This window comes from Sediminispirochaeta bajacaliforniensis DSM 16054 (assembly GCF_000378205.1).
GTDB lineage: Bacteria > Spirochaetota > Spirochaetia > DSM-16054 > Sediminispirochaetaceae > Sediminispirochaeta > Sediminispirochaeta bajacaliforniensis.
The window spans coordinates 95,870-122,610 of the sequence record NZ_KB899416.1 but is presented as its reverse complement, the minus strand read 5'-3'; the positions used below and the strand labels follow the sequence as shown (position 1 = coordinate 122,610).

General features: G+C 50.3%; 28 protein-coding genes. 10 read left to right on the top strand and 18 right to left on the bottom strand.

Annotated features, from left to right (window positions below):
- Nucleotides 1-4 precede the first annotated feature (4 nt).
- Nucleotides 5-781: an XdhC family protein gene (locus tag F459_RS0111845; RefSeq protein ID WP_020612938.1), complete on the top strand. Its 777-nt coding sequence runs from the start codon at nt 5-7 to the stop codon at nt 779-781.
- On the opposite strand, the gene F459_RS0111840 is transcribed toward F459_RS0111845, so the two are convergent.
- The gene (locus F459_RS0111840; RefSeq protein ID WP_245540161.1) at nt 762-1,535 is read right to left on the bottom strand and encodes a DUF364 domain-containing protein; all 774 of its coding nucleotides are present in this window, start codon (nt 1,533-1,535) and stop codon (nt 762-764) included. The two genes, F459_RS0111845 and F459_RS0111840, sit on opposite strands and share 20 nt — an antisense overlap.
- 164 nt (nt 1,536-1,699) lie before the next feature.
- On the opposite strand from F459_RS0111840, the gene F459_RS0111835 reads away from it, so the two are divergent.
- The 9 genes from F459_RS0111835 to F459_RS0111795 all read left to right on the top strand — a co-directional run bounded on the left by F459_RS0111835 (nt 1,700) and on the right by F459_RS0111795 (nt 8,400).
- Complete coding sequence (locus F459_RS0111835) at nt 1,700-1,954, top strand: hypothetical protein (RefSeq protein ID WP_020612936.1); 255 nt, start codon at nt 1,700-1,702, stop codon at nt 1,952-1,954.
- Between the two features lie 99 nt (nt 1,955-2,053).
- The gene (locus F459_RS0111830) at nt 2,054-2,758 is read left to right on the top strand and encodes a ferredoxin-like protein (RefSeq protein WP_020612935.1); all 705 of its coding nucleotides are present in this window, start codon (nt 2,054-2,056) and stop codon (nt 2,756-2,758) included.
- Nucleotides 2,759-2,798: 40 nt separating this feature from the next.
- Complete coding sequence (locus F459_RS0111825; RefSeq protein WP_020612934.1) at nt 2,799-4,898, top strand: aldehyde ferredoxin oxidoreductase; 2,100 nt, start codon at nt 2,799-2,801, stop codon at nt 4,896-4,898.
- A 113-nt stretch (nt 4,899-5,011) separates the two neighbouring features.
- A complete protein-coding gene (locus F459_RS0111820; RefSeq protein WP_020612933.1) occupies nt 5,012-5,578 on the top strand; it encodes a hypothetical protein in 567 nt (188 codons plus the stop codon).
- A gap of 39 nt (nt 5,579-5,617) precedes the next feature.
- On the top strand, nt 5,618-5,875 hold the full coding sequence (locus F459_RS0111815; protein WP_020612932.1) for a twin-arginine translocase TatA/TatE family subunit: 258 nt from the start codon (nt 5,618-5,620) through the stop codon (nt 5,873-5,875).
- Between the two features lie 19 nt (nt 5,876-5,894).
- Nucleotides 5,895-6,155, top strand: coding sequence for a twin-arginine translocase TatA/TatE family subunit (gene tatA, locus F459_RS0111810; protein ID WP_020612931.1), 261 nt, complete (start codon nt 5,895-5,897; stop codon nt 6,153-6,155).
- A gap of 60 nt (nt 6,156-6,215) precedes the next feature.
- Nucleotides 6,216-6,956, top strand: coding sequence for a twin-arginine translocase subunit TatC (gene tatC, locus F459_RS0111805; RefSeq protein ID WP_026295010.1), 741 nt, complete (start codon nt 6,216-6,218; stop codon nt 6,954-6,956).
- A 28-nt stretch (nt 6,957-6,984) separates the two neighbouring features.
- A complete protein-coding gene (locus F459_RS0111800; RefSeq protein ID WP_033301644.1) occupies nt 6,985-7,557 on the top strand; it encodes a DUF2271 domain-containing protein in 573 nt (190 codons plus the stop codon).
- 24 nt (nt 7,558-7,581) lie between these two features.
- On the top strand, nt 7,582-8,400 hold the full coding sequence (locus F459_RS0111795; RefSeq protein ID WP_020612928.1) for an SDR family oxidoreductase: 819 nt from the start codon (nt 7,582-7,584) through the stop codon (nt 8,398-8,400).
- Between the two features lie 239 nt (nt 8,401-8,639).
- Here the strand turns inward: F459_RS0111795 and F459_RS0111790 are convergent, their stop codons facing one another.
- The 17 genes from F459_RS0111790 to F459_RS0111705 all read right to left on the bottom strand — a co-directional run bounded on the left by F459_RS0111790 (nt 8,640) and on the right by F459_RS0111705 (nt 26,641).
- On the bottom strand, nt 8,640-9,692 hold the full coding sequence (locus tag F459_RS0111790) for an HmuY family protein (protein ID WP_020612927.1): 1,053 nt from the start codon (nt 9,690-9,692) through the stop codon (nt 8,640-8,642).
- A gap of 118 nt (nt 9,693-9,810) precedes the next feature.
- On the bottom strand, nt 9,811-11,805 hold the full coding sequence (locus F459_RS0111785; RefSeq protein WP_020612926.1) for a TonB-dependent receptor plug domain-containing protein: 1,995 nt from the start codon (nt 11,803-11,805) through the stop codon (nt 9,811-9,813).
- 16 nt (nt 11,806-11,821) lie between these two features.
- On the bottom strand, nt 11,822-12,607 hold the full coding sequence (locus F459_RS0111780) for an energy transducer TonB (RefSeq protein ID WP_020612925.1): 786 nt from the start codon (nt 12,605-12,607) through the stop codon (nt 11,822-11,824).
- On the bottom strand, nt 12,576-12,977 hold the full coding sequence (locus F459_RS0111775) for an ExbD/TolR family protein (RefSeq protein WP_020612924.1): 402 nt from the start codon (nt 12,975-12,977) through the stop codon (nt 12,576-12,578). The genes F459_RS0111780 and F459_RS0111775 overlap by 32 nt, the downstream gene beginning before the upstream one ends.
- The gene (locus F459_RS0111770) at nt 12,977-13,672 is read right to left on the bottom strand and encodes a MotA/TolQ/ExbB proton channel family protein (RefSeq protein ID WP_020612923.1); all 696 of its coding nucleotides are present in this window, start codon (nt 13,670-13,672) and stop codon (nt 12,977-12,979) included. Before F459_RS0111770 ends, F459_RS0111775 begins: the two co-directional genes overlap by 1 nt.
- Before the next feature lie 10 nt (nt 13,673-13,682).
- A complete protein-coding gene (locus tag F459_RS0111765) occupies nt 13,683-14,657 on the bottom strand; it encodes an ABC transporter substrate-binding protein (RefSeq protein ID WP_020612922.1) in 975 nt (324 codons plus the stop codon).
- A 51-nt stretch (nt 14,658-14,708) separates the two neighbouring features.
- Nucleotides 14,709-15,983 (bottom strand): coproporphyrinogen-III oxidase family protein, encoded by a 1,275-nt coding sequence (locus tag F459_RS0111760; RefSeq protein WP_020612921.1) that lies wholly within the window; start codon nt 15,981-15,983, stop codon nt 14,709-14,711.
- Nucleotides 15,973-16,791, bottom strand: coding sequence for an ABC transporter ATP-binding protein (locus tag F459_RS0111755; RefSeq protein WP_020612920.1), 819 nt, complete (start codon nt 16,789-16,791; stop codon nt 15,973-15,975). Before F459_RS0111755 ends, F459_RS0111760 begins: the two co-directional genes overlap by 11 nt.
- Complete coding sequence (locus F459_RS0111750) at nt 16,788-17,792, bottom strand: FecCD family ABC transporter permease (RefSeq protein WP_020612919.1); 1,005 nt, start codon at nt 17,790-17,792, stop codon at nt 16,788-16,790. The genes F459_RS0111755 and F459_RS0111750 overlap by 4 nt, the downstream gene beginning before the upstream one ends.
- A gap of 2 nt (nt 17,793-17,794) precedes the next feature.
- Entirely contained in the window at nt 17,795-18,319 is a 525-nt protein-coding gene (locus tag F459_RS0111745; protein WP_020612918.1) for a flavodoxin family protein, read from the bottom strand.
- Between the two features lie 481 nt (nt 18,320-18,800).
- Nucleotides 18,801-19,499 carry a nicotinamide riboside transporter PnuC gene (pnuC, locus tag F459_RS0111735; RefSeq protein ID WP_020612916.1) on the bottom strand — a complete coding sequence of 233 codons (699 nt, stop codon included), beginning with the start codon at nt 19,497-19,499 and terminating at the stop codon, nt 18,801-18,803.
- Nucleotides 19,493-20,488, bottom strand: coding sequence for an AAA family ATPase (locus tag F459_RS0111730; RefSeq protein ID WP_020612915.1), 996 nt, complete (start codon nt 20,486-20,488; stop codon nt 19,493-19,495). Before F459_RS0111730 ends, pnuC begins: the two co-directional genes overlap by 7 nt.
- A complete protein-coding gene (locus tag F459_RS0111725) occupies nt 20,485-21,834 on the bottom strand; it encodes an AMP-binding protein (protein ID WP_020612914.1) in 1,350 nt (449 codons plus the stop codon). Before F459_RS0111725 ends, F459_RS0111730 begins: the two co-directional genes overlap by 4 nt.
- Nucleotides 21,821-22,435: a hypothetical protein gene (locus F459_RS0111720; protein WP_020612913.1), complete on the bottom strand. Its 615-nt coding sequence runs from the start codon at nt 22,433-22,435 to the stop codon at nt 21,821-21,823. Before F459_RS0111720 ends, F459_RS0111725 begins: the two co-directional genes overlap by 14 nt.
- Nucleotides 22,432-24,165, bottom strand: a complete 1,734-nt coding sequence (locus F459_RS0111715; protein WP_020612912.1) for a hypothetical protein — start codon at nt 24,163-24,165, stop codon at nt 22,432-22,434. The genes F459_RS0111720 and F459_RS0111715 overlap by 4 nt, the downstream gene beginning before the upstream one ends.
- Nucleotides 24,162-25,082, bottom strand: coding sequence for a hypothetical protein (locus F459_RS0111710; RefSeq protein ID WP_033301629.1), 921 nt, complete (start codon nt 25,080-25,082; stop codon nt 24,162-24,164). The genes F459_RS0111715 and F459_RS0111710 overlap by 4 nt, the downstream gene beginning before the upstream one ends.
- Nucleotides 25,064-26,641: an AAA family ATPase gene (locus tag F459_RS0111705; protein ID WP_020612910.1), complete on the bottom strand. Its 1,578-nt coding sequence runs from the start codon at nt 26,639-26,641 to the stop codon at nt 25,064-25,066. The genes F459_RS0111710 and F459_RS0111705 overlap by 19 nt, the downstream gene beginning before the upstream one ends.
- Between the last annotated feature and the right edge of the window lie 100 nt (nt 26,642-26,741).

Sequence of the window (26,741 nt, the reverse complement as noted above, 5' to 3'; positions counted from 1 at the left end):
CGATATGGATAATTTGATATTGACTGCCGCGGAATTTGCAAAAAGCGAGGAGTCTATTGCCTTTGTCACCATCGTCGAGGTTATAGGTTCGGTTCCACAGATCCCGGGAGCAAAAATGCTTGTGGTGGACAAGGGGGATCGCCATTTGACGTTCGGGACCATCGGAGGGGGAGCCTTGGAACATATCGCCCTGGAAGAGGCCCTGGAGGCAATCCGGGAAGGAGAGGTCCGCTACTATAAAAAGGATCTGGGCAAGGACCTTAATATGGCCTGCGGCGGTAAGGTCACTTACCTTATCGAACCGCTTCAGAAACGGAAGCAGCTTGTCATCTGCGGAGCAGGCCACATCGGCAAAGCCATCTATTCGATGACCCGCGAGTTGGATTTTAGGACGGTCCTGATCGACTCGATGGAAGAGTATGCCAACGAGGAGCGCTTTCCCGGTGTGGAACGCATTATTACCTCCTTCGATGAAAAGGTAATCGAGGATTCTCTGTCCCTTGACGACCACAGCTACATCGTCATCGTGAGCCGCGACCATACCACGGATTTTCGCCTTGCCCGCTATTTTCTAAAAAAAGAGTGGAAGTACCTTGGATTGATCGCAAGCGGAACAAAAGCGGCAAAACTGAGGAAGGAGCTCAAGCAGGAAGGCTATGAGGAAGAGAAGATAGACAGGATGGTCAGTCCCATCGGTATACCGATCGGAGGAAGCAGTCCGGGAGAAATCGCTGTGGGAATTGTTGCTCAGCTTGTGGAGGTCATGAACCGCGGGAAATAGGGATCGTTACCTTCCGCATAAGCCTGCTTAGTTGGTGTACGCCGGCGGCCTGGGAAGACAAGCTGAATAACTGCTCCCGTTTGTCCGAAGGCCAGCGGGAGCCGGCAAGGAAGGTGACTGGGGTATCGGCAAAGACCTCGGGAAAAAGCGGAGTACTTGGTCCTACAATGACAACCTCCCGGGCGTTCCGACAGTAGGAAAGAACGGTACTCACGGTATGATTCAAAAAGCTGGTACCGGTGATGCAGACAACCGAGCATTTCGGAATCAATTCAGGTTGCTTTTCAGGGGGCGATACCCCCTCATTCAGGCTATTATCAAAAATAAAAAAATCCGCGGCTTTCGGAGCCATCCGCCGCACCATAGGGGCGATGAAACCGACAATTCCAAGCACATCTCCCTCGTGAATAAGGGGAAGATCCGATGCCGTTATCCCTTGCTCTTCCGGATAGCTGGTCATGGCCGAAGCGGCATTAATGGTGGCAAGGGCGACATTTCGCTTTACCGAAGCCTGATGTTCCAGCAGCCAGTACATCACCTTGTCGGCCTTTGCCCCAATCAAGGTTCCTGCTTCCGTCAAATGATGCTCAGTTCCCGCTTTCGGCTCCTTCAACATTGCCGAAGTACCCATGGATCCGTCGTCAAGCTCTACTATGGTTACATTATAGCCGATACAGATCGACCGTATTCTTCTCCCCTTCACCCGTGCAGCAGCGCATTCAACCAGCGCAATTTCGATGCTCAACTCATTCATGGCGGGTATCATACCAAAGACAACAAAAATTGTAAGCTTTTCTTCATTCCATGCAAACGATTATCCTTGACAAATCGATAAAAAAGTAAATATTGTGAAATTATAAATTTTATTTTTCTAAAGTCATGTATTATGTGAAATGAACTCAATAATAGGGAGGTGCCATGATAGAATTCAGCGATGGAGAGACTGTAGATACCGACGGCAAACTAAGGGTTGAAAAAGGCCCGGAGGGATACTATGTCGTGGGAGATGGGATCTTCATGAGCTTCGATCGGGAAGTCGACGCTCAAGCCTATCTTTACGACATCGAATCGAAAAATATCTTCTGCTATTGGAAGATGTTCCGGAGTCCGGTAACGCGGAAAAAGGTACGGGATGCAGAAGAAAGGGAACAAAGAGAGAAGCTAATATCGTGAACCGCATCACATCAGATTTCCCAATGCATATAATAAATCCGCAGGTGATAATCTGATGATGTGTACACGCGTTAAGCTTAATAAGGGAGAAGTAACAACATGGCCGAAAAAAAAGAAGAAAAATCTAACGAAGAAAAGGAGAAATTGCTAGAACGAAAAATAGCGCGACGGGAATTTCTTAAAATCAGCGGTGCCGGTGTGGCGGGAATTGCCGTCGGAGCGCTGGTGTATCGTCTTTCAACCGGAAAGAAAAAAATCGGTCCGGAAATCCGGGTCTATGAGACAGCTTCAGGAGCCATCATCCACGACTCCAGACTCTGTACCGGTTGTAAGCGGTGTGAAATAAACTGTACCGTCTCCAATGACGGGAAAGTGCATCCCTACATTGCTCGAGTAAAGATAGGAAGGAATTTCAACTACGGAAAAAGCGGAGTTACCATGGCCTGGGCCTACAGGGACGGACAGATGGGTAACTTCAAACTTAACGGAGAAACCTGTAAGCAGTGTGCCGAACCCTATTGTGCCAATGCCTGCCCGGTTCAGGCAATCAGTACCGATGAAAATACCGGTGCAAGGGTGGTAGATACCGATATCTGTATCGGTTGTGGTGCCTGTGAACGCGCCTGCCCCTTTGGCATGGCAACGGTGGATCCGGAGAGAAACAAATCGACAAAGTGTCTTCTTTGCTACGGCCACCCGGCCTGTGTTGCCGGCTGTCCAAACAGCGCACTCACCTTTGTAAGCTGGGAAGATGCAATAGAGCTCTATAAAAAGCAGGGCTTTGAGAAGGCGCTTCAGGCGTAGTTCGATTTTATCTGAGTATTGAAATAAGGAGCAATGAGACATGGCTACATTAGGTGGATGGGCAGGAAAAATCCTGCGGGTTAACCTTTCTACAGGAAAAATATCAGCGGAAGATTCTTCCAAATATTACGATTACATCGGCGGATCGGGAATTGGCTATAAGGTTATGTGGGATGAGGTTCCCGAAGGGACCAAAGCACACGACCCCGAGAATAAAATGATCTTCTCAACCGGTCCCCTTACGGGAACAGGGGCTCTTTGCAGCGGAAGAATGACTATCACGTCCCTTGCCAGCTGGAATAAATACAATGCCGTTATCAACAGCCACTTCGGCGGATACTTCGCTTCGGAATTGAAATATGCAGGATGGGACGCCGTCATTGTTGAGGGAAAGGCATCCTCTCCCGTTTGGATCAAGATCAATGACAACGAAGTTTCTATTGAAGATGCATCGATGATGTGGGGCAAAGGGTGTTTCTACACCATGGCTGAGATTGCCGGAGAACTGGGAGATCAGGCCCAGTCAGCGGTCATCGGTCAGGCAGGTGAAAATCTTGTTCCGATATCCTTCATCAGAACAGGGTCCAGCCACCACGGAGGTGGTTTGGGCGATGTGATGGGTTCCAAGATGCTCAAAGCCATAGGGGTCCGTGGTACCCAGTCGGTAAAGATAGCCGGAGACAAGGGTGCATGGATGCGGTTGATGAGAGAAAATCTCACCGTCATCGGTGCCAACAACCAGCATGTTGTGCCGAAGTTTCCCCAGCCCTGGGCCGAATTCAACAATCCAGCTACCCGTTGGACCTCTGCCGAAGACAAATACTGGGGTGCTGCAGAACCTCCCGTAAAAACGGGAACGAACCCACCTCAGGATCTCAACAGGATCGGTTTTAGGACCCTCAAGAGTATTCTCGACCTTACCGCCGTGGCGGAAAAGTATACCGTCCGTATGGGTGGCTGCGCCAGCTGTCCCATCAGGTGCCATTCCCAGATGAAAATCCCTCAGTTGGAGCAGTACGGATATCCTCCCTACGTCTCCAGCACCTGTGTCGGCTTTTTCTCTCCCGGAGCCGTTATGATAAAGGGCGTCCAGGATATGAACGGAGAAGGCCTCATGATCGCAAGGGCCCTGGGGGCACAGATTACCAACGACTACGGAATATGGTGTAATTACCTCCAGATTGGAAGAGACTTTAACTATGCCTACAACAAGGGTATCCTGAAAAAGGTCCTTCCAAAAGCCGAGTATGACAGCATTCGATTCGACCTCCTCGAAGCCGGAGATCCGGCCTTCCTCCTCGATTTCTATCGAAGAATTGCAACGAAACAGGGTGAGTTTTCCCACATGGCCGACGGTGCCTATCTCCTTGCCAAACGCTGGGGTTTCGGGGACGACTACTGGGACGAAGAAGCATATGGGCTGTGGAACAAGGACTTCGGGTATCCACACCACCATTCCAACGAGGCGGATGCCCAGGTCGGAACCTTGGTCAACCTGATCAAAAACAGGGACGCACAAAACCACTCGCACAACAACTTCCTCGGCAGCGGCCTTCCCCTTGAAATCCAGAAAGAAATCGCAGCCGAAGTATGGGGTGGCGGAGAAGCTATTGATGAACCGGGACACTATACCCCGATGAACAAACCAAAGGCCGTATTTGCCGCCTGGTCCCTGAAACGGAATTTTCTCCACGACTCGCTGACGCTCTGTAACTGGATGTGGCCGATGACCGTATCTCCTCTTAAGGAGAAAGGTTACCGGGGGGACACGGCAATGGAATCAAAATATTACACCCTCGCAACGGGAAAAGAGATTAGCGAAGCTGAACTGGATAAAGAGGCCCTCAAGCTCATTACCTTGCATCGTGCGATAACCATGCGTCAGATGAATACCATGGACATGCGCAACGAGCACGATCTGATCCCCAAATGGGTCTTTGATGCAGACAAGGACAAGAAACCCTACGACAAGGGAACCAACAAGCTGGATCGTGAAGATATGGAACTTGCAAAGGATATGCTCTACGAAGAGTTCGGCTGGGACAAGAAAACCGGCGCTCCGACCAGGGCAACCCTGGAAAATCTTGGTCTTACAGACGTAGCCGATGAGCTCGCAAGCAAAGGCCTGCTTCCCGCATAAGACGAAGAACAACGTACTAATAAAGGGTAAGGCCGCAGGGCCTTTCCCTTTTTCATTCGGTTTGGGTATTGTGAAAAAGGGCGTTTCGCTCTACTATTGAGGTACGAGGAACCATGGAAGATTCCAGCCAGACTCTTATTAAATCAATCATTATGGATATACAAGAAGAGACAAAAGCGGCGCATCTTTTTCGGAAAAGTAAGCTGCCCACACTTATCTCTGAAGATGTACTTCCCGACGGAGAGACAAAAGAGGCAGTCGTCGAGCGGTTCCTAACGTTTCTCGAAGAAAACAAGGAGACGGACATCAAGCTGAAGGAAGGAAAGAAGGATTCCTACCTGTACAGCTCGCAGTATATGTCCGATTCCTATGCCGATATCCTTGTTAATACCGAAGAAAAAGATAGTGCAAAGATGATTGCCGATCAGGTCCGCAGGGATTCAAAGCTCTATCCCAGGGCAACTGCCAAAAGGCTTTTCAAGCAGAGCCCCTTTAATTTGAGCGATACGGAATTGACTGCCACATTGACACTTATGAAAGAAGAGAGAGAGTATAGTGATATTCAATATTACACCGCTTCGAATGGAGAAGAATATCTTTACTCACAGCAGTCTCTCACCTTTGATCATGCAAAATATCTGACGGAATGGAATGAGGTAGGGCAGGCGCTCAACCCCTAAAGCCATCTCGAATAGGATTTTTACCCAGGAGGTAATAGTATGTTTGGATTTGGAAGGCTCGGCCCCATGGAACTGATCCTTATTTTTGTCATAGCACTTCTTATCTTTGGCCCGAAAAAGCTACCGGAGATAGGGAAGTCCCTGGGAAGCGCCATACGGGAATTCAGGGCCCACTCAAACAAACTGACAGAAGAATTGAGCCTTGACGAAACGAAGGCACCTGCCGGACAGGTTCAGAAGCCGGAAACGTCCGAGGCGACGGGAGCCCAGGTGAGTAGTAAAGAAGAGCAGAAGTAAAGGTCCCAAGGAGGATACTATGTTTATCGGAAGGTTTGGGCCCTTTGAGCTCATTCTTATTTTGGCAATTGCCCTGTTGATTTTTGGTCCGAAAAAGATACCTGAAATTGGAAAGGCCATCGGCAAAACGATCAGGGAATTCAAAAAGGGAAGCAAGGGTGAAGATGATGAGCTTCAGAACGAAGATGAACGCTCGGAAGATCCCAAACAGATAACAGAGGAACCCCAGGCTCCCAGCCGCACCCGTGCAAAGAAAAAGAAGAAGGCCGAAAGCAACTAACGCTTGCCCTTCCCGCCCCTTTTCGGGGGTGGGAAACGGCCAATAGAGGAATAGATTTCAGTGAGTAATGATCTGCGCATGACGTTCTTCGAACACCTTTCGGAGTTGAGAAAGAGACTTTTTTACATTGCAATTTCCATTGTTCTCTTTTCCGGTATCGGTTATTACTTTGTCGATCCGGCCGTGGAAGTTCTCAAAAAGCCGGTACAGGGGCTTACGTTCGTTTATCTGACACCGCCGGAGCTTTTTCTCGCCTACATCAAAATATCGGTTACCATGGGGATTATGGCTTCCGTACCGGTTATTCTTTTTCAGATATGGCGATTTGTAAAACCGGGGCTTGAAAAAGGGGAAGTAGCAGCCCTCGGCTTTACCATCATCTTCGGAACAATCTTTTTCATCACCGGGGCCTTTTTTTCCTACCGGATAATATTACCAATCACCATGACCTTCTTTTTGAAATATTCTACGCCGGAGATTACCGCTATGTTCTCCTTTGGAAACTATATCGGTTTCATCAGTTCCATCTTGATCGCCTTCGGTGTTGCCTTTGAACTCCCCATCGTCGTCGTCATTCTTGCCCGAGTCGGACTTGTTAATCATAAAAAGCTGCAACAGGCTGCAAAATATATTCTTCTCGGAATAGTAGTCATGGCGGCAATTCTCACCCCGCCCGATGTCGTTTCCCAAATTCTTCTCGCGGGTCCCATGTTCGTCCTTTACGAACTTTCCGTTCTCCTGGCAATGATCTTCGAGAAGCGAAAGCAAAAAGAAGAAACGCTTGCGGAAACACATGCATAAAGATCACAAAGAGAGGTTTTTCATTCAGATGTGTAGAACAAAAATTTTCATGCTTTTTACCGGACTTATGCTCTTTTCACTTTGGCAGGGCAACACAACACTATCGGCCGAAACCACAACGGAAGCACGAACGGTAACGCTGACCTTCACCTATATCCGCCAATTTGCGCAAAGCAGCAATCAGTTTGCCGTCTGGATCGAAGACAGCCAGAAACACCATGTGAAAACCATCTTTGTAACAGATTTTACCTCGAAAGAGGGGTGGAAGAAGCAAAAAGGTGTTCTTCCCGATTGGGTTGAATCGGCCGATCCCGAGGACATGAAGACCGATGAGATCGATGCCGTATCAGGTCCGACCCCCGACCAGGGCGAATTATCGTACACATGGGACTGTACCAATCAGGACGGGAACCCTGTGCCGGATGGTGATTACCATTTCTTTGTCGAGGGGGCAACAGGGTGGCGAAGCCGCATCCTCCAAAAAGGCACCATTACCATTGGAAACACTAAAGATCGCGCGACATCATGGGCACGGTATTTTGGAAACAACGAAAAAGGGCACAGCATGATCGGCCGTGTAAAGGCAGAATTCATCCCCTAAGCCTAAGAGCAAGGAACTTTTCTCATGGCGTATCTCAACGAGATGTTTGGCCTTACAGGAAAAACGGTCGTCATCACCGGGGGAGGAGGCGCCATAGCCTCGGCCCTTGCCGAAGCATATCTGAAAGCAGGCGCACAAGTCTCACTCTGGAACCGAAGCAACGCCAGTATGGAAAAAGTGTCCCAAGGCCTCAGAGCGGTATTTCCCGGCGCCCATGAAATGTTACAAACCGTACTAGCAGATACGGGAAACGAGACCGAAACCCAAAAGGCGCTGGAAGCATGTATCGGCCATTTCGGCTCGGTCGATATTCTGGTAAACGGTGTGGGGGGCAACAAGGAGAAAGGGGCCTTTATCAATACCGACGTCGATCAGTTTAAAACGGTTATGGAGCTCAATCTTGTCGCAGGGCTGCTTGTTCCCACAAAGGTTATCACAACGTGGTGGATCAAAACAGGTATTCAGGGAAGCATCATTAACCTCTCCTCCATGGCAAGCTATACCCCACTCTCCGGCGTATGGGCCTACGATGCGGCAAAGGCCGGAGTCCTCAACCTTACCATGGCGAGCGCTAAAGAGTTTGCGCCCTACAAGATCAGAGTCAACGGCATTGCACCGGGGTTCTTTCTGGGGCGGCAAAACGGGGCTCTTCTTGTGGACCAGGCGAGTGGGGAACTCACGGAACGGGGGAAAGCAATCATAGGCCGGACCCCTTACGGCCGTTTCGGTGAAGTTCAGGAACTCGCAGGAGCAGCCCTCTTCCTTGCATCGAACAAGGCCTCCGGCTTCGTCACCGGCGTGACCATTCCTGTCGACGGTGGCTTTTTAGCAGACAATATATAATATCTAATTGGCAAAGGAAGTCTTTAACGAATAGTCGGCGAAAGCTTTTCATTCTTCGATTACTTTTATAAGATGATACATGCATAATCTGCCGGATCGATGTGATAGATCGATCCGGCAAAAGGTTATGTGCAAGATAAGGAAAGGCCTGCCGGCCCACCAGAATTTCGGAGGAAGCCTTTCGATTCACCTACAGCCGCCGTAACCGGCGGCTGTTTCTCTCTTTCCACAAGAAAGCCTTAACGCGAAAAGTTCGTTGATCCATCTGCCTGATAGTAATATCGGAAGGTCATGTAAAACTGCTCGCTATTGGGACCATAGAAACTACCAGGTTGCAATTTTGCGTAGTTCCCCTCTGTGGTTTTAACCACATAGGTAAGCGTATTGACAGAATATGCCGGTGTTGCACTATGGTCATGGGTGTACCAACTATATCCAAGCGTATCGATAACAGAAGAAAAGGTGTAAGACGAGACGTTTGCCACCGTTTCGATAGCGGTATCGTCTACCGTAGCTCCCTCTACCCCTCCGGCAGTATTGAGCAATACATCGGAACGTCCCGCTATATAGGCCCCCCCCGACCCATCATCCAGGATATCGTTTGTTCTGGTAAATAAGATGTCCCATTCACTTTTCTTCGGTGCCACAGTCACAGCGGCATGCGTTCCAAGATCAAAGTACGTATAGCCGTAATCAGCATCGATGGTCCCGGAAATGGTATGTGTACTTGTTCCGCCAAGGCCTTCAACGACATTCACACGATACTGGCCCATAGGACCATACGAGGTAAACACAAGCTTGTAATAGGTACCGGCCTCATCCTTTACAAGATAGACCGTCCCGGAACCGCTTCCGCTGCTACCGATCTCATTGTCAAAGGGATTGGTCTCGGTCTGATCGCCATAAAGAGTTGTACCGGACTTGAAGGTGTATTCAGCCACCTTGCTCTCATAAGAACTGAGATCATCGCTTATATCGGTTGAGCTTGTTTTATAGACCTTGACGCCGCTACCGTAATCGCCGCTATTGGCAATAATAGACCCGTCCGTAGCAATAGCAATATCCCAAGTATCATGATCTATCTCGGTTAGCGTTCCAGTCGAAAAATCGAAGAAACTAGACAGATTGTCACCCAAATAATCCACTGCGGCTGTGGCCGTAGAATAACTGGATGAGCCATCATCATCATCGTCATCATCGTCACTGCCCAAAAGGTTGTCACAGGCTCCCAAGAGCAGAACTGCTGTCATGAGGGCAAGTATATAAAAGAAAAAACGGTGTACTTTCACCATACTATTACTCCTTATTATTATACCCTACAGGACACTCCCGGGCGCCGGCATACCGTGGGGAGGCCTATGGGCAAAACATATGAAACCGATAGAAAAGCGGCTTCTGGTTTTTATGGTTTTACATGGTAAAGCGGCTTCCCAGGTAGAAGACAAGCCCATCCCGAAGGCCGAAGTAGTCCTCCTGGCTTTCACCGTCGCTACTGTCGATGAAATGGATGTTGTTTAACGCATTCCTGAGTCCACAGTAGAGATTAAGACGCTCTTTCCAAAAAAGTTTTGAAAAATGAGCATTTACCATGAGGTAATCCGGTGTATGCGTATCTTCGTCAACATCGATCAGCTCAGGGGCATTCCAATTCACCTGCAAGCTGGCCTTTGTCTCAATATGAGGAATCGTATAGGAGATGCTCCCTTTGATCTGATGAGGCACCCGCGAAGCAAGATCGATATACTCGTCATCATCTTCATCGTACTCTTTGGCAACGGTAAAATTGTATGCCAAGGAAGAGGCAAGGCGGGAGCCGGAAAACCGGAAGGATACATCGCCGCCTGTAGTAATGGCCTTACCAACGTTTCGATACTTTCTGGTATAAATATAATTGTGCGTCGTACCATCGCCATCGGTGTACGATCCTGAGTTTTCATCGACGATCTGCGTATCGATAAGATCGAAGACATAGTTAAAATATCCGCCAACCGTTAAAGAAATTTTCGGACTTACGGTATATGCTACGGAAGCGTTGAAGCCATGGGATGTCTCTGGTTTTAGATCGGGATTACCAAGAAGCATGAAATTCTCCGGCGAGGGATGAAAAAAGCGCCAATACTTCTGTTTTAAGCTCGGTGTTTTAAATCCCATACCGTAGGCAAAACGTAAAACCACGTATTCCGATGGATCATAACGAAAGCTTAATTTGGGAGTGATCTTATATATCGGATCATCTTCCGACTCTTCCGGCACGCTATAGTCAAAGCGCAGCCCCGGAACAATACGAAATCGATCGACACCACCAATATTCCACGTATCCTGAGTAAAAACGCTCATTTGTGACGCTGATTTCTGCTCATCGAAAGCATCGCCCTCCATGTTTTCGCGTTTCCCGTTTACTCCGACCAGCAATGAATGGGAAATAGAAGGCTCCCAAGAAACAGTAACCTCACTTTCCATATCGTCAAAGAGACTCTTCTCCTCACTGGATGTATCATAGGTATAGTTAAGTTGGTCCACGTAGTGATCATAGCTCTTAACGCTAAAAAACCCTTCCAACGAAAGAAAATCGGAAAAGGAATAACGCTCCCGTAGCCCCCCTTCCAGTTTGGTATCATCGTAGGAGACACCTCCTTCCAGGTTAGTACTGGACTCCCGTGATGAGTCGGCCCAGGTTCCGTATAGTTCAAGCTCACCTCCGGGATGAAACCAGGTGGCGCTTCCTCTGACGGATCCCAGACAAGCGTAGGGAACCTCGTAGATCGAAATTTCACGACCAAGATTGTTTTCCTCGTCAACAGATTTACCATCGTCGTAGTCAAAGGAGCCCATCACCGAGAGGGCAAAAAGATCATTTGCATACGATGCAGATCCTTCCCCGTAATATCGTAAGTTTGATGCAATTTCCTGGGCCACAGAAGCGGAGATCTTTTCTTTTTCCGCTTTCTTGGTGATGATATTGATGACGCCTCCCATGGCATCTGATCCATAGAGCACTGATGAGGCTCCCCGGACAACCTCTATTCGTTCGATTTCAGAAGCGGGTAATTGAGCTATAGGAGTGGCCCCGCCGACGTCCCCTGCTATCTCAATGCCGTTGACAAGGAGCTTCACATATTCCGGCGCAAAGCCTTGCATCATAAGCGTTGAAACAGGATGATTATAGATGATGACACCAGGGATGTTTTCCATAACTTCCTTGACATTTTTTGCCCCCATCTCCTGGATCTCTTCAGCCGTAACGACTTCTACCGCTTCGACGGTCTCCTCAATATCCTGTGCGGCCTTGGCACCTGTTACAACAATAACGGCAGGCTCCTTTTCTGTTTCTTCCTGTGCAAAGACAGAAAGAGTCCCAACAACACTAAGAATTATGGCGTATGCTAACGCCGATGGATATCGCATAAAATCCTCCTCATTTCTACTCTTCCAACCGATATTCAAGCGTTACCTGCATATCGATCCTTCCAGTAGGACGCTCAGGAAAAGAAAAGGGCGCTGCCTTTCGTACAGATTCCAGAGCGGCCTGCCGCAAAAATCGATGTGAGGCTTCTTCTACGGAAAGCATGGACACTGTTCCGTCGGGAGCAACAGAAAAACAAAGGGTTACGGGGCCTGCTATTCCCCGTTTTCGAGCCGCCGCGGGGTAAACCTTCCCTTCTTCCAACTGGCGAAGAATGATGGCCCGGTAATCAAGGGACAGGCTTTCACCGTAAGCCGCCCCCCCTTCCCTGCCGGGAGGTGCAGAAACACCGGCTTCACTTTTTAAAACGGAAGCTACGGAAGCGGCTTCAGCCGGGCTTGCCTCCTCTCGAACGTGCCGGGCAGTCTCCGGAGGTTTCTCCAGGCTCCTTTGAGGGCTTTCAACCGGCTTCACTTCGGTCTCGAGAACCTCAGTCAGGGGAAGCTCCTCTATCTCCGATGCTGAAACTTCGGGCATCATGGAAGGCTCCTTTATGCGAGTTTCCTGAGGCTTCTGCACTACCACAGGATCACCTTCAAGGGGGATAATCTCACTGCCCGCAGGCGTAGCATCCAGCCCCTCAAGGGTGGTAAAACTAACGGTCATGGGCTCAGGTTGTTTTTGAGCTGCTTCAAAAGAAAAATCAAAGCTTCCCCAAATAACCCCGTGAACAAAGATCACCACCGCACAGAGTGCAATAGGGGTAAGACGATCAGTGAGGGAATTCGTGCCGAACCGCCACATTGAGAATTCCCGTCCGCTTCAAAGAATCCAGAACCTTCGTCACCTTTGCAAAAGGGACTGCCCCGTCGCATTCCAAAGATGCCGTTAACTCGGGATCGGCCGTTGCCAACGGTGCAAGGTATGACTCCAAGGCTGCCGATTCAATTGCTTTCCCCTCTACATACAAATTTCCCTCGGAATCCATAGAGACGGTGATTATTTTACGCTCCACCCGTTCTCCCGTCGTTGCGTTCGGAAGAGTAAGAGAAATTGCAGGCTTCTCAAACCTTGATCCGATCATGAAAAAAATAAGAAGAATAAAAACAACATCGATGAGGGATGTCATATTCAAGCCGTTTTGGCGAGATCGAACGGCACCAAAGGTTTTCATTAGGCACTCTCTCTGCTTTGCCTCGCCCGAGGTTTCTCGGTAGTTTCCTCATACAAGCTTTCCGATACGAGAGAAACGACATACCCCATATCTTCACCACGATGTTCTACAATCTTTTCGAAGACTCTGCAGAAAACTACGGCCGGAATAGCCACGACTAATCCGATGGCTGTCGTGATCATTGCCTCCCAGATACCACCGGAAAAAGCGGCAATATCGACGGTACCGCCGAGGGACTCGATGCGATGGAAAGCCCTCATAAGCCCCGTCACCGTGCCAAGTAAACCCATCAGAGGAGCAATGTTACCAATGACCGAAAGCGCCTCTATGCCACGATCCATCTCCCTCCGTATGGAGGAGCCTTCACGATCCACAGCCTCGTCCAAAGACTCTTTCGTCGACCGCCGATCTTCAAAGACAAGGGCAATCATGCGTACCGGCTGGCTTCTGATGTAATGCTTTGGCCAAGGGAAAACCATCTCTTGGCCATTGGGGCCATCATTCGATATGGATGCAAGAAAAGCCGAATCAATACCTGAAACGAGACGCTTACGCCGGTATCCTGTGCGAATAAAGTAAGAACAACGATCCACTGCAAGCACAAGAACAACCAGGTATAGCCCGACAAGAATCCAGTTAAGGATACCTCCCAATTGAATGAATGCAACAATATGGTGAAAGGTTCCCAAAAACATCACAAGCTCCTCATCCCTCTTCCGAGGCCGGAGGAATCTCCGCAAGAATCTCTTGGAGCGTCGAAATTCCGTCCACAATACGTGGGGAGGGGCGCAGAATCAAAGAGGAAGGAATCGTGCTGATGTGGCCTTCTCTTCCTGCACGAGTTCTTGCAACGGCAGATTCTGCACTAAGCAAGGCTTCGGGATTCTCAATCGACATGGAGATAAAAAGAAAATCGGGATTTTCTGATACGAGGAGCTCAGATGAGATAATAGGACGCTTCCCGCTTAGCCCCACGGCTATATTCGTTACCCCTAAGAGATTCAGTATCTCGCCAGGAAGCGATTCGTTGGTAAACCCCATGACGGGATTAGCTGAATAGAGAAATGCACCTTTTAGCCGAACCGTCCGCTTGGCAACCGCGGATGCCACTTCCGCCAGGCGAGCCCGTTTTTCGGCTATCAAGGCCTCTGCTGCCGATTCTTTAGCCGAAAGATCGCCCAAAAGCTCTACGGAAGCGAAAATATCTTCGATTGAGGTGGCGTCGTGGATGAATACGGGGATATTATGCCCGGATAGGCTCTCGGCGATATCCAAAGACATGGCGCTGAGAATAACGATGTCGGGATCAAAGGATATAATCGTCTCAAAACTTGGACGGGCCACATTCCCCACACTGGGAAGCGCGGCTGTCTTCTCCTCGGGCCAGACACCCCCACGACTGGTTGCTATAGCAGCAATGGCATCTTCGCCCCCAATAAGATACAGTGTTTCTACGGCTCCCAGCGAAGCTACTACCATTCTTTGATATGGACGAACCTCAATGGTATGACCATATGCATCACGTGCATGTCCCGTCGTTTCATCCATGGTAACGGATGCGAGCTGCTTTCCGGTATCTGCCGATGAAGCTGAAGATGCAGCATCCGTATGAGACGACTTTTCATTTCCGCATCCTGCAAAAGCGAGGATAACGGCAACAAGATATACTATCTTTCGCATAATATTTCTCCTTTTTTCTGCCCAGGACCTCTCTTGCCGAGAGGCGAAAGCCTAGTGATGTTCTTTCGTCCCATCTATCGCCGCTTTCAATATGTCCACCGCAATATTATTTCCCCAGAAAATTCCATCGGTGGTTAACGTATACAGATCATCCGTTTCCGGTACCAGCATCCCATTGCGGACAAAATAGTCCATTCGTTCCCGCAAAGGAGCATACGAATCCGGCCCTAATTCCTCCGAGAGGGTTGTAAGGTCGTAGCAACCAAACTGTAAATGGCCTAACACGCGGTGGTATTGCGCATAAGCAGGTTCTATCTTCGAAGCAAAGCGGCGGCCCTGCGCCATGGAATAGATGCGGTATCCAGCCAACTGTCCCCCGGCCCCTGCCCCGATAGGAAGAACATCACCATTCTCATATCGAATTCGTATGTACCGATATTCATCACGGCCGGGACGAACAAGCTTGGAGAGCTCCAGCATTTCGTATCCACCCGCATGCATATCCTCATAAAAATGATTATGCCGTTGTCGATCATCTTCCAGGCTCCGGCCAAAGGGAATTTCACCTTTCGCAATGCGCTGCCCCAAGGAGGAACCGTCGTGAATCATGAGAGAATAAAAACTCACACCGTCAATGGAAAAATCAGAACAAAGAGAAGCATCATGAGCTACCTCTTCCAGACTTTGATCGAAGTAGCTGTAAATAATGTCTATTCCAAGGACACCGGAAAAGAGCTGCCGGATCGCCTGTAGCCGAGCGATAGCATATTCTGCATCCCCTGTTCTGCCGAGAAATGATCTTCCGCGGGACGAAAAGGTTTGAACACCAAGGCTCAAACGGTTCACCCCCTCCTCCTGGAGGCGGGCGCTTTTTTCAGCCGGCAGATTATGAAGTGTCGATTCCAATGTTATTTCACAATCCTCTGACAAATGAAAAGAGTCGCGTAAGGCTCGAAGTACCAGGCTAAGCTGCTCCGTCTGTAAAATGGTGGGCGTGCCGCCGCCAAAATATATGGCGTCGAACTGACCATCCCTGATATACGGATATCGGGCATACCACTCGATTTCCTTTATTAGATACTCTGTATACGCATCTAAATCGGTATGTCCCCGAGCGGTACGATTAAGATTGCAAAATTCACAAATTCTATCGCAATACGGGATATGGATATAGATGCAGCGTCTCCCGGATGGTGGCGCAGAGTAGAGAGGCCGCTCCACATCCTCCCAGTTCACTGTTCCGGAACGCGAATGGGCATACAGTCCCAAAATAGAAGCTAATTTTGCTTCTGCATCATGGTGTGAGCGATAACGTTCAGCAAACATTGGCAACCTCTCTTTCAGCAGTTTTTATCCGCCGCGGCAAAACGAAAGGCTTGCCGCCATCATCGTAGCCGATCTTCGCCCGAATACCGTAGATCTCTTCCAGTACCGTTTCGCTTATAACCTCTTCAGGAGTACCGATGTAGCGTAAACGGCCTTTTTTAAGCAGCGCTATACGATCGCAATATTGAGAAGCGAGATTCACATCGTGAAGTACTGCGACGATGCTTTTCGACTCTTCTTTCGCTTTTCGCCGCATAAACTCCATGATTTCTACAGCGTGATTTAAGTCGAGACCTGCCGTAGCTTCATCCAGCAGGAGAATATCGCTCTCCTGTACAAGGCAGCGGGCAATAATGACTTTTTGCAACTCGCCTCCAGAGAGACAGGTCACATTTCGATCTACTAAGTGGCACAGGCCCAAGGCCTCTACCACCTCACGAACGATCTTTTTGTCTTCCGCCCCGTAACCGCTCCAGCGATCGGCAAGATGTGGCAAGCGTCCCATAAGAATCGCTTCAAAAACGGTAATTGCCGAATGTAATGCAGTCTGCTGCGGTACAAAGGCAACCCGCCGGGCAACCTCTTTACCAACCAGTAAACCGTAGGGCAAAGAACCGAACCTTGCAAAAACTATCCGACCAGAGGAGGGTTTGAGATACCCCAATACAGTTTTCAGACAGGTCGATTTCCCCGATCCGTTGGGGCCCAACAAACCAAAAACCTCGCCCTGTTGCAATGCAAAGTCGACACCGGCAAGAACCGTCTTATCCCGGTAGGAAAAATGGATATGTTCCGCACATAGACTCATACCGCGCCTCCCCGGCCGGCCCGAACGGCTAAAACCAGAAAGAACGGGGCCCCGAAAAAAGCCGTTACCACCCCTATAGGAACCTCTGTCGGCGCAAGCAGTGTACGAGCCAGGGTATCGGCAAAAAGCAGGAAGACACCACCGGAAAAGGCAGCAAGAGGTAAAAGACGAGCGTGACTATTTCCGATAATGAGCCGTATGGCATGGGGCACAATGAGTCCCACAAAACCAATCATACCGGTAAATGCCACCGAAAAAGAGACTATCAAGCTGGTAACCAGTAATAACCGTCGCTTAAGCTGGCCAACATCGATGCCAAGCGAATACGCCTCTTCGTCCCCCATCAGCAAGGCATCAATATCCTGTCGAAGATAGAGGAAGTAGGCTGACGACGCGATAAGCGGCACGACCAGTAGCCCTACCCGGCCCCATGTAGCCGCCCCCAAGTAACCCATGGTCCACACCATCACTCGGTATGAATCCTCGCCAGCCGAATACATGACAAAGGAGGTTAAGGCACTCAAGAACGACGACACGGCTATCCCTACAATGAGAAGCATTGCCGTGTCGGCTTTTCCTTTTCGTCCCGCCAGACGGAAAATGAGAAACGCCGTAGCCAGTGCAGTAAAGAAAGCAAAAATCCCGTAGTAGACATCGGGCAATCCCAAAAAGAACGCAAGAATTGCACCTGCTACGGCACCCGCGCTAATACCGATAATATAGGGATCCGCCAGAGGATTCCGGAACACCGCCTGTGCCACCGTTCCCGCCATAGAGAGCATCATCCCCACCAAAATTGCCATAAGTAAGCGGGGCAGACGTATTCCTAAAATAATCGTGGCATTGGCATCGGCTTCGGCATGACCGGTAAGCACGGAGATGACGGTCCGCAGAGGAATTCGGACACTCCCGGAGGCAACGCCCACAAGAAGCAGTATCACCAAGACAATCACGAGTACCCACAGGAGTAAGCGCATCCTGCTGGAGGCTATATGTTTCATGATTATCTTGCGGCCTTTATCATTTCCGCACATGCTGCAGTAGCAGCCGCAATATCTGCATCATTGGGATGGAGTGCGGCCTCTGTGTGCCGCTTTCGACGTTCTTCATTCATAGCGTGAGGATGATCAGGCGGCAGCTGTTCAAACTTCCTTGTCAGGGCCGGATCAATCCGTCCCTGGCATAAAAAGCATCCCAGATATTTGTTTCTCGCAGATATGACATCCCTTACATGATTCTCGACATCCTTGGCATGAGGCGAATCTGGATAGGCCCCGAGGGTCCCGATAAGGCCTACCTTACACCCAGAAAGCCCCTCTACATATGAACGAGCCTTGGCATCAAGATTTCCCCTATCCACCCAAAAACCGACAATCACCCACGAGTAGGATGAAGCGTCTACATTCTCTTCCACTGCTGCCAGTTTGACCCGCATATCAAGCCCCTGAACCACACCCCGGGCCAGCGTACGTGTATTGCCTGTTTTACTTGAATATATGATCAAGCCGGTTTCACCGGTGGTATCCATGCTTTACTCCTTTCAAACATCATATTAGGTTTCTAAAATTTAATTAGCCTTAACTAATATGGTTAAAGCATACTAACGCATATTTCTTTTTTTTGTCAATACAAAATAGTGTCAGGAATATTGGTGGTGTAAAGAGTATAATTCCTTTGTTATTCAGTCCTTACAAAGACACACGTATAAAAATCGGGACAAGAAGGAAAAATCAAGATTTTCTTCGGCAAAAACAGCATATCACCACCAGGATTCGGAACACTATCCTCGTGAAACAGCCGAATGGTAATGCAGAGGAATACCTGCCTGTCATATAAATTTCGACCTTCAGACTTTCTCTTTTTTGGTGGGGGGAACGCCTTCCCCCTGCGCCGAGCTTCCGGGGGAAGCCCCCGGCGATCTCGGCGCACCCCCTTCTCCGGGGCTCTTCGCCCCGGGCCCCAAAGATTACGGGACCTTTCTACCCCGACCTTTTTCTTGCAGCAGCCGGTCACATACCATCACGGTCTCTCCCAAGATGGGTGGGGTTCCGACCATCACCAGGATTCGGAACACTACGCAAAGAGGACCACCAGCTTAAGAAGCCCTTAAGGGCGATAAGCAACAGAAAGACGTACAGCAGCGAAAGGAATTTCACCCCCTTGACGTAATAGAGCACGATTCCTATCACATCAACCACAATCCAGAGAAACCAGCTTTCAAATCGTTTTCGGGCCAAAAGAAACATGGCGGCAAAACTACTTATGGTGGTAAAGGCATCCCAGAAAGGAAAATCAGCCGGCTGGGGAAAGACATTCGGAAAAATCAGATGGATTCTTCCCATCAAAAGGCCGGTGAATCCCGAAACGATGAGAATACCGGCCAGCCAGAATATATTATTCTTTAGAGTGCCGCGGACAACAGCGATCTCCTGATCCTCTTTTTTCTTTTTATCCCAAAACCACCATCCATAGACACTGGCCCCCAAGTAGTAGAGCTGTTCCAGAAAATCAGAATAGAGACGAATCTGATAGAAAAGAAATGCATACAGGATGACCGATATAATACCGACCGGCCAGGTGAGCATCTTTTTTTGAGCAATCAGCCAGACCGACCATATATAAAAGATGGTCCCCAGAAACTCCACATAGCTCATGGGATACTGAAGGACGGTGAAGGCTACATGGTTGATGGAAAAAAAGTTCAGCATGAATGGAACTCCTTGGTATGCTTCAAAAGTATGGAGACCTTATCTATCCGCTCTTCCAGGGAACCGGTAAGCAGAATGTAGGGGATCTGCCGTTTTTGAAGATCTTTTTCAAATCTCTTTTGAAATCTTGATCTATACACCTCACCCGAACGGTCGGGCGTATCATCGTAGGGGATATCATCGCCGCAAAGAATATGCAGATCGTAGCGGCTTCCAGCCTCATCGGCCAGGCTGCATAACTCGGGAAGGGCCGTGCCGTGATAATCCAGGGCAAAGTGGTAGGTGGAAAGTGCGCAGGTATCGATAAAATAGAAATCCCTTGCCCCATACACAGCCCTCAGTTCCCGTTTTCTGTGTTCGCAGGCTATCTCCAGAAGCTGACGGGGGCTTAGCCTTCGGTCCACTTCATGTTTTTCCCAGTATTCCCGACCGTACTCAGGCATCCAGGCCGTGTGGAATTTCCGGGCCAGAGCCTCCGAAATGGTGGTCTTTCCCGTACTGGGTGCTCCGTGAAATACGACCTTGATCACGTGGTCAAAGTAGACCTCGGGACGGAGGAAGCAGCGGTATGTGTAGGGATCCTCTCGCAGGAGTGTGGCCGATATGGGGAACTGTAGCCTCTGGCAATCAACCTGACGATTTCGACAGTCCAAGGCCCGGCTCATATGTTCCCCGTAGGGTTCCGAGGAATAGAAGCTGTGAATCTGCCACCCTGCCAGCTTCTTCAAAACATAGTCTTCCTGCTTTCTTTTGATCTCGGGGCTGTAACCGGTCGCTTCCGGACCGTCGTAGGCCTCGATCACCTTCACCCGCTCGGGATAGATGCGGCGAATCCAGTCCGCCCGCTTTTTCAGGGGGATGGATGTCACATGACTGTTGTAAATCAACACAAGAACCAGATCCATTTCGCTCAGAGCTGTCTCTATGACAAGGCCGTGGCCCCGATGGAAGGGAGCGTATTTGCCCAAACACAAGCCGACTTTTTTCAACGCTCAAACTCCGTCACAAAGGAACAGGTTTTCTGTCCTGTATCTTCCGGCAAGGGATCTCCAAAGAAAATGGGAAGATTCTCTGCACCGTATTGTTCCAAAACGCCCCTGACGGCCTCTTCGATTTTTCTGGAGAGTTCTCCCCTCCCCTGATGACGAACGACCAGAGAAAAATCCCTTTGCTGGGCAATTTGAAAGGAGGCCAGGGCCAAGGGAGCCAGGGCCCGGGAAAAATCTATCGTGTTTATCCAGCCGCCGTGGGGCAGGGAAAAGCGAACGGGAAGTCGTCCCTGAAAATCTTCCAGAAACTGCCGCCCCCCCTGGTTTCTCAAACGGCAGAAATCTCCCGTCCGATAGCGGACCAGGGGAAGATAGGGATTGTTGCCGCCGCTGACCGCCAGCTCTCCCCACGCTCCTTCTCCCAAAACACGCTCCGCTTCGGGGTCCAGAATTTCCAGATAGAGGTCAGGTCTCATCTTCTCCATGATTCCCTGTCTCTTGAAGGCTATGTTTCGGCATTCGGTCATAGAGTAGACATCATAGACGGGACAATGAAAGTATTCTTCCAGTTTGGCGGCTAATCCCTCGCTCAAGGACATGGCACTGGAGATCACGGCACGGGGGCGTAAGGGAATCTCAAGCTCCATGAGGGCGGAAAAGGCCAGAGGGTCTCCCGTCAAAAGTCCCGGATTTAAGCCCTGAAGGTAGTCGCTTGCATCCGAGGGGGCTCTCCACTGTTTGGGATGGAGGTTCACCTTGATGAAGCCGGAGCCTTCCAGATAGGATGAAGCGGAGGCATAGGTCAGGGTCTCCAGTTGGTGGCAGATCAGGGCGACGGCTGTCGTTCCTGCTCCCCTTTCCAGGCTGAAGCCTTCCTTCTCCAGCATCAATTCCACCTGAGGCAACCAGGAAGAGGCACATGTGGCATCAAAGATAACCTCGAGGGGCGCTCCGGTGGTTCCCGAGGTGGCATAACAGAGGATATTTTCCAACGAAGCACTATCTTTCACATAGTCCCAGGGGGCCTTGCGCAGGTCGTCACGATTCATGGAAGGAGTATCGTTAAAATCCGCCGGATAGTTCCGGTATGCGGGAACATCCGAACGGGCCTCTTTGTAGAACGCCCGTATAAAGGAGAGGGGTGAAGAACCGCTAAGCTTCCGCAACGACCCCTTATAGCCGTGCAGCCGCCCCACCCCATCTGAATCGAGACGGTCTCCCGATTTGAAATTGTACAGAGGCGCCTTTGGATGCTGCCTAAGGTAGTAGACCCATCTCAAATCCTCAAGTCCAGGGAATCGCTCTGAATCGTCCAGAACAGGACGGATCGTCTTATTCCCTTGCATAGGTATTGGCCGCCTCCCTGGCCCTGGCTTCCTGGATTTTTCGTCGTATCTCCTCTGCCCTGCTCCTGTTCCGGCTGCTTTTCGCTTCGATGTCTTTCCTGAAAAGGGTGTCCAAAGCCTTCAGCCTATCCTCGGCCTGCTCGGGGCTCTCTCCCTGCGGCCTCAGGTTGCACCAAAATAGTGCAAGCCGACAGAGTTCCTCCCTCCGTGCCGGATTGGCGATAAAAGCGGAAGCCTCCACAACATCGGTAAGCTTGTGCATATGATCAAGGCCACGGGCAAAGCCCTTTGCCAAAACCTTTTTCTCATAAAACCAGCTGTGGGAAAAGAGGTAGGCCAGAAGCTGCCAGCCCTGCCAGCAGCGTTCCGATAAGCGGGGGCTTTCCCAGGATGTTTCCAGCTTCCTTTTTACGCCTGTCGGGAGCTTCACGTTCTGGAGCAGAAACAGATCAAAAATCAGAGCTAAGCTATGGACACCGTGCCCGGAAGCAGAGTTGCCGAACAGAGGTTCTTCCAGAAACACACCGGGGCATTCGGAAAGATGGTGGAGCAGATCCTCAAGTTGGGGCCCTGTTTGCTCATTGTTTTGCGGGGCTCTCATCGCTTGGCTCCAAACTTTTTGCGGGCAAAGGCTTTGGCAAAACGGGACAACTCCTCGTCATTGGATACGTAGAAGAGGTCCCAGCCCTCTTTTTTCAAACGGGCAGCCTCTTTCGCATGGTACTCAGGCTTCGAATAGAGGACCAAGGAGCCGCCGCCTCTGCCGTTTTTAATGGCCTTGTCTGCGACCTCCCAGGTAGAGTGCTTTTGATCATAATGGGGGCCGTCGTTCAGCATGGCAAAGATATCGTCATCGGTTAAAAGAAGAATGTGGGTCCGATCCTTCCTGGGACGGGAAAAATCATCGGCAAGACGGGGAATTCCGAAAGCAAAACCCGTTCCAAGATAGGAAATCAGCACATTCATGACCTCCTGCCGACTCTTTACAAAATCACGGGTCTCCATGAAAGAACCAGGTTCACCGGAAAGAACGACCTTTACCCTGGCCCCGGCCCGCAAGGCCGATTGTGCGATGATGGTCCCTGCAAGAACAGGCCAGCTAAATCTCAGAGCAGGATTTCTCATGGAACCGGAACAATCGATACCGATATACAAGTCAGGAACCCTTTCGTTGCCGTTCTGATCATCATCCCATCCATAGACTTTTTTGACCGTTGTCATTCCCGGAACCACTTCCGGGCTTCGGATGAGGGTCCCGAGCCAGTCGATCTCACCGGGATTATCACCGATATCCCAAGACTCCAGCCCTTCGGGGATGATGGCCTCTTTTTCCGGCATGACTTCCATGGGAAATGGGATCACATACGGGGACGCAATCTGCGTATAATAGCGGGCCAGCGCCTTGTGGGAATCAAAGCTCCCCGGTTCCAGCTGACTCATGTAATCCAAATACTCACGGGGCGATGTATAGCGCTGAGCCGGCCCTTCTCCCTCAGATTGAGGTGAAGCGATCTCTGTTCTTCCATCGCCGGAGATGGAGTGATCGGACAGCATACCCACCCCATCGGCAGAAACCTTCTGTAGGTCGCCCCCCTCCCCGGAGGCTCCGTCCGAGGCATGCAGGGTATCAAGGAGGAGCGTAATCGAAGCACTTTTCTGGTCTGCTTCCCAGAGATAGGGGTAGTAGAGGGAAGCATAGGAGTAAGCCCCGGAGAGCCAATCTTCACAATAGGAACGAATGATCTGGGCCCCTATTTCACTATCCTGTTCCAGCCTCTGGGACTCCGCTTTCTTGCCTGGAACTCGTGCCAGGGTGCCGGGTTTTAGAGAAAAAAGCCGCTCGTAGACGGCCAGGTAAAGATTCCACACCGCAGAAGAGGTATCCTTCTGCTTGGCCAGAATACGCTGGTAAATCTCCGCCATGGCCAGTCCCTTCTGTTTCTGAAGGTGGTAGTTAATCAGATGATCGGCGTAGAGATTCATGAACTGGGGTGCATAGCTTTCTTTTTCCGTCAGGGCCCTGCGCACGAGGCTTAGCAAACGCCCGTTGTCCTGAAGATTTGCCGGGACATAGACATGATGGCCGATTTCGTGGGCGAGTATTTCCAGAGGAAAGTCTTCCAAGCGATAATACGAGATGAGGGAAGCATCGAGAACGACTCGGTGATCCTTCAGACGGATCATGGCGAAACTGCCCTCCAGTCCCTGGGCCTTTGCCTCCTCCGTAAAAAAACACCAGTGGGGAGAACGCATCATGACCAGACGGCTCCAAAGCCCCAAGGCCTCTTCCCACCGTTCATCCCAGGCTTCGCACAGCTCTTTCCCGTTCATGCCCCCTTCCTCCGGACCCATAGGTAGTGGCTGTCCCTCCGATAGTCGACAAGGAGCCGCTCGGTCTCATGCGCCTCGGGAAGATTTTGGGACAGGGTCAGGAGGGCGGGATCGTAAACCAGACGGCAGCCGAAGGAATCGGCAAAGAGATGAAAACCATTTTTCCGGTCATGGGCCACAAGGCCGCTGGAGGCAGGCAAAGCCCCCCCTTCCAGCCTTCGGCATGTAGGCGGCTGGAGGAAGGGCCCTCCGTAACCGGCGAAACCGCCGATACGACCCTCGGTGAAGGAGCCTTTGAAAAACCAGGGGTTATCCCGGGCCTCTTTCAGCCCACTCTTCTCTATGTGAAGAAGCTCACCGATAAGCTTTTCAGGTAGAAGATCAGCACTCTCCAGGGCCGCTTGCCGCTGTTCGGCCAGCCCCAGAATCCAGGCGGCCAGACGACCCAGGGCAAAGACCTGCTCAAGTCGGGTACATTGATCGAGGTACCGGGCCATATGATCCAGCCAGCTCCGGCGCATGGAATTATCGGGGAGCCGCCTCAAGGCAAGCTCCCACCGCTCGAGAACCCCCGGCAGCCTATCCGCCGAAAGCAGGCGCTGGCCAGAGATCAGGGGCCTTAGCAGAAGCCAGCTTTCAAGAAGCATCTCGGCAGGGATCGTCGTTTCTCCCTCTTTAAGCAGGGCAGGCAGATAGTGCCTCATGCCGTGCAGGAAAAGCACGCGCAGGCACTCCTGGTCAGGGGAGGATGAGAATGTCTCAAACAGAGCGGAAAACAGGTGACTCAGCAGCCCTTCCAAATCAAGCTCCCGCACAAGGGGGTGTGATTCAAGTAGCGTGTCCAAAGAAGCTTGGAGGACCGGTTCCTCTTTTTGAAGGAAACAAGCCAGCTTTGTGCCTATTTCCATTGCAGCCATCGTCGATAATTGGTGTATCTCTGATGGAAATACTTCAATTTAAGAATATCATCGGCCATATGGCCGTAGAGTTTTTGCGTCTTGCTCATCTCCTTCAGAATCTGCTCGATCTGAAACATCCGCTTTTCCACCTCTTTTATGCTTAGATCTTCAAGCCCCATGCGAAACAGCTTTTCCGTCTCTTCCACCGGATCGTGTTTCTGAAGCTTCAGACGCTCAAATTCCTGGCAGGAGAGATCATAGGTCTTGCGAATCCAGGTGATTCTGTCCACCCGGTAGGGACCATTTTCCTCGCTGTCAAAGTAGGGTGATTCCAGATAGGGGGAAAGTGAGTCATGAAGTACGAAGGGAATAATCTGCCTGACATCCTCATCCTCGACCTCTCCGTGGCCCCGAAAGTAGGCCAGAGCCTTGGTGAACAGAAGTATGGTCATCAGTTTTCGTACGGACAGGCCGTTCTTTGCCTGGCTGCCGAGGTCCCGTATCTGATCTTTACCACTCTCCTGACTCATCAATTCCTGGAAATCAAGCCCGGAAAGCTTTGCCGTATCCTTTGTCATGTACTCCAGCTTGGTGGAGGCCGGCTCGAAAAACTCAAACTGCCGGGCGAAGAACTCTATTTTCTTCCGTATAAGCACAGGAATCCGAATTGCCAGAATCTCCTGATACAGGGTATCCAGCTCTTCCTCGGTAAATACAATCTCACCGGGGATGTTCTTTTCCGGTTGGAATCCCGTTTCTATACGATGCTGCAAATCCTCCAGAAACCGGGTGTTGAAATGGAGGGCCCTGACAACCACATCAATCCGGTCTTTCAAGGCCTCGATCACCTGGTATGTGCCTCCCCCTGCATCGTCATTGGCGGTCAGATACCAGGCCGCCTCGGGACATTCGTAGATCTGGTCCATGATTTCCGCGTAATTGTCGGCAAGGACCGTTAAGAGCGCCGACTGGGTTCTGGTGGGTATCCTGTTATATTCATCGATGATCTTGACCCGCATGCCGAGCCACTTTCGCCATGAGATACGAATCTGGCTGGGATCTTCCGATTTCATGAGATCACCGGGAAAAGGGTGCCCCAGCAGATCTGCCACCGTCATCTGGGGCTGACCATGCTGAATGGCCCTTTTCATATCCTTCAGATCATAACCTGCCAAAAGCCCCATGAGGATGGAGGTCGCCGTTTTTCCGCGTCCCGGTCCGCCCACAATAAGGCAGCGTTTACGAACGGCCAGGGTCAGTAAGGGAATTAGAACGAAACTGGAATAACTTTGCCCTGTGGGCAAATCTACTTGTACCTTGGAATCTCCGAAGAAAAAGGATTGTGGAGGCTGCTCATGGTATTCGATATCATAAAACGGACTGATGATCGCCGTATTGGTAATCCAGAAATAGGCCTGCCGCAATTTCTCATCAAGACCTGAGGCCTTTTTGTCCTCCGAACCTTCGGTCTGGTCATCAAAGAGGTCTCTGATACGAAAAGGAGCTTTTTTGCCGCTTTTATCCGCCGGATTGGTCGGAGCCGCCGGAATGTGTCGAGGAAAAGGAACTGGCTTCATGTATAACTCCTGGAGATGCTAAACATTCTAAACTATGTTTTTAACCTTTTGGTTATTTTGTCAAGAAGCCAGGAAGTATCTCCACTCCATTCGTTTACTG